The organism is Yoonia sp. JB2-21, assembly GCF_055693545.1.
In genome coordinates this window covers 1-3545 of the sequence record NZ_JBVFUC010000002.1, presented here as the reverse complement: position 1 = coordinate 3545, position 3545 = coordinate 1, and the positions used below count along the sequence as shown (strand labels likewise).

The 3545-nt window shown below is 61.6% G+C and carries 1 protein-coding gene; it reads right to left on the bottom strand.

The genetic code is table 11. The features are described from left to right. On the bottom strand, positions 1 to 3545 hold a 3545-nt coding region (locus ACZ1G5_RS18560; protein ID WP_472734383.1), incomplete at both ends, for an SdrD B-like domain-containing protein.

The following is a 3545-nucleotide window of genomic DNA, read 5'->3' as shown; positions in this document are numbered from 1 at the left end:
CGCCGACATCCACGTCGCGGATGTCGTCGCCGATGCCCACCGTGACTGCCGCCGTTGTCGCGGTCCCGTCCCCGTTGTCCACACCGTCGCTGTCGATCGTGTCGTCGCCGCCCACGTCGGGGGTCACAAACACCGCGTCCGTCGGGTTCGTGAACACAACCGTGTAATCCCCCGCATCCAGGTCCTCAAACAGATAGGCCCCTTCCGCATCCGTCGTCGTCGTCGCAACAACAACACCGCCAAGCACCAGCTGCACTGTCGCGCCGGCAACCGCCGTGTCCCCGTCCGTCTCCTGATTGTCCTTATCCGCATCCCGGAAGAACACACCACCCAAAGACGCCGTGCCCGGATCCGCAACACCCGCATCAACATCGCGGATCGCGTCGCCGATCCCCACCGTCACCGGTGCCGTCGCACCCGTATCCGGGGCCGCATCGCTGTCAACCGTGTCATCCGCTCCCGCGTCCTGACCCACAAGCACCTTGCCGTCAGCAGTCGCCGTCGGGAACACAACCGTGTAGTCCCCCGCATCCAGGTCCTCAAACAGATAGGCCCCCGTCGCATCCGTCACCGCCGTGCCAACCGTCGCACCAGCACCATCCACAAGCGTCACCGTCACACCGGACACACCCATCTCGGCGTCATCAACGTCATTGCCGTCGGCATCCATAAACACACGGCCACCCAAAGACGCCGTGCCCGGATCCGCAACACCTGCATCAACATCCGGCGTCACAGCCCCCGCGACAACCGTCACCGGTGCCGTCAGACCCGTCGCCGGCGCCGCATCACTGTCAACCGCGTCATCACCGCCCTGATCCTGACCCACAAGCACCTTGCCATCAACATCAACCGGGAAGCGCACGCTGTAATCACCAGGCGCAAGGTCATTAAACACATAAGACCCGTCCGCCCCCGTCACCGCCGTGCCAACATCCGCGCCATTCGCATCAACAAGCGTCACAGTCACACCCGCAACACCCATCTCAGCATCATCAACAGCATTATCATTGCCGTCCATAAACACACGACCAGACAATCCACCAACAACGGGCGCTGGGGTCTCAAGACCCGCATCCACATCGCGGATATCATCGCCGATGTTCACCGTGATCGGTGCTGTTGACCCATTGGCCCCCGCATCGCTATCGACCGTGTCATCGGAACCCGCGTCTTGGTCCACAAGCACAAGCCCGTTCACCGTGGTCGGGAACACAACCGTGTAATCATCCGCGTCCAGATCCTCAAACAGATAAGCGCCATCCGCATCTGTTGTCGCTGTTGCAACCTCAACGCCCGCGCTGTTCACCAAGGTGACAGTCACATCAGCCAAAGCCGCCTCATCGCCATTATTGTTGTCGATGCTGTCGTCATTGCTGTCGATAAACACACGCCCACCCAAAGACGCCGTGCCGGGATCAACCAGCCCCGCATCAACATCCGGCGTCGTCTGCCCGGCAACAACCGTGACAGGCGCGGTCTGACCGGTCGCATCCGCATCACTGTCCACAGCATCATCGCCGCCCTGATCCTGATCCGCAAAGACCTTGTCCGTCGGATTGCCAAACTGCACGACATAATCGTCGCCCGCATCCAAGCCGTCAAACACATAGCTGCCATCCGCAGCCGTCGTCGTGCTCGCCACGGTCACACCGCCTTGCAGCAGCGTCACAACAGCCCCCGCAACCGGCATATCCCCATCCGTTTGCGTGTCAGACTTATCGGCATCCATAAAGAACACACCCGTGATCGCACCCGTCCCCGGATCCACCACGCCGACATCCACGTCGCGGATGTCGTCGCCGATGCCCACCGTGACTGCCGCCGTTGTCGCGGTCCCGTCCCCGTTGTCCACACCGTCGCTGTCGATCGTGTCGTCGCCGCCCACGTCGGGGGTCACAAACACCGCGTCCGTCGGGTTCGTGAACACAACCGTGTAATCCCCCGCATCCAGGTCCTCAAACAGATAGGCCCCTTCCGCATCCGTCGTCGTCGTCGCAACAACAACACCGCCAAGCACCAGCTGCACTGTCGCGCCGGCAACCGCCGTGTCCCCGTCCGTCTCCTGATTGTCCTTATCCGCATCCCGGAAGAACACACCACCCAAAGACGCCGTGCCCGGATCCGCAACACCCGCATCAACATCGCGGATCGCGTCGCCGATCCCCACCGTCACCGGTGCCGTCGCACCCGTATCCGGGGCCGCATCGCTGTCAACCGTGTCATCCGCTCCCGCGTCCTGACCCACAAGCACCTTGCCGTCAGCAGTCGCCGTCGGGAACACAACCGTGTAGTCCCCCGCATCCAGGTCCTCAAACAGATAGGCCCCCGTCGCATCCGTCACCGCCGTGCCAACCGTCGCACCAGCACCATCCACAAGCGTCACCGTCACACCGGACACACCCATCTCGGCGTCATCAACGTCATTGCCGTCGGCATCCATAAACACACGGCCACCCAAAGACGCCGTGCCCGGATCCGCAACACCTGCATCAACATCCGGCGTCACAGCCCCCGCGACAACCGTCACCGGTGCCGTCAGACCCGTCGCCGGCGCCGCATCACTGTCAACCGCGTCATCACCGCCCTGATCCTGACCCACAAGCACCTTGCCATCAACATCAACCGGGAAGCGCACGCTGTAATCACCAGGCGCAAGGTCATTAAACACATAAGACCCGTCCGCCCCCGTCACCGCCGTGCCAACATCCGCGCCATTCGCATCAACAAGCGTCACAGTCACACCCGCAACACCCATCTCAGCATCATCAACAGCATTATCATTGCCGTCCATAAACACACGACCAGACAATCCACCAACAACGGGCGCTGGGGTCTCAAGACCCGCATCCACATCGCGGATATCATCGCCGATGTTCACCGTGATCGGTGCTGTTGACCCATTGGCCCCCGCATCGCTATCGACCGTGTCATCGGAACCCGCGTCTTGGTCCACAAGCACAAGCCCGTTCACCGTGGTCGGGAACACAACCGTGTAATCATCCGCGTCCAGATCCTCAAACAGATAAGCGCCATCCGCATCTGTTGTCGCTGTTGCAACCTCAACGCCCGCGCTGTTCACCAAGGTGACAGTCACATCAGCCAAAGCCGCCTCATCGCCATTATTGTTGTCGATGCTGTCGTCATTGCTGTCGATAAACACACGCCCACCCAAAGACGCCGTGCCGGGATCAACCAGCCCCGCATCAACATCCGGCGTCGTCTGCCCGGCAACAACCGTGACAGGCGCGGTCTGACCGGTCGCATCCGCATCACTGTCCACAGCATCATCGCCGCCCTGATCCTGATCCGCAAAGACCTTGTCCGTCGGATTGCCAAACTGCACGACATAATCGTCGCCCGCATCCAAGCCGTCAAACACATAGCTGCCATCCGCAGCCGTCGTCGTGCTCGCCACGGTCACACCGCCTTGCAGCAGCGTCACAACAGCCCCCGCAACCGGCATATCCCCATCCGTTTGCGTGTCAGACTTATCGGCATCCATAAAGAACACACCCGTGATCGCACCCGTCCCCGGATCCACC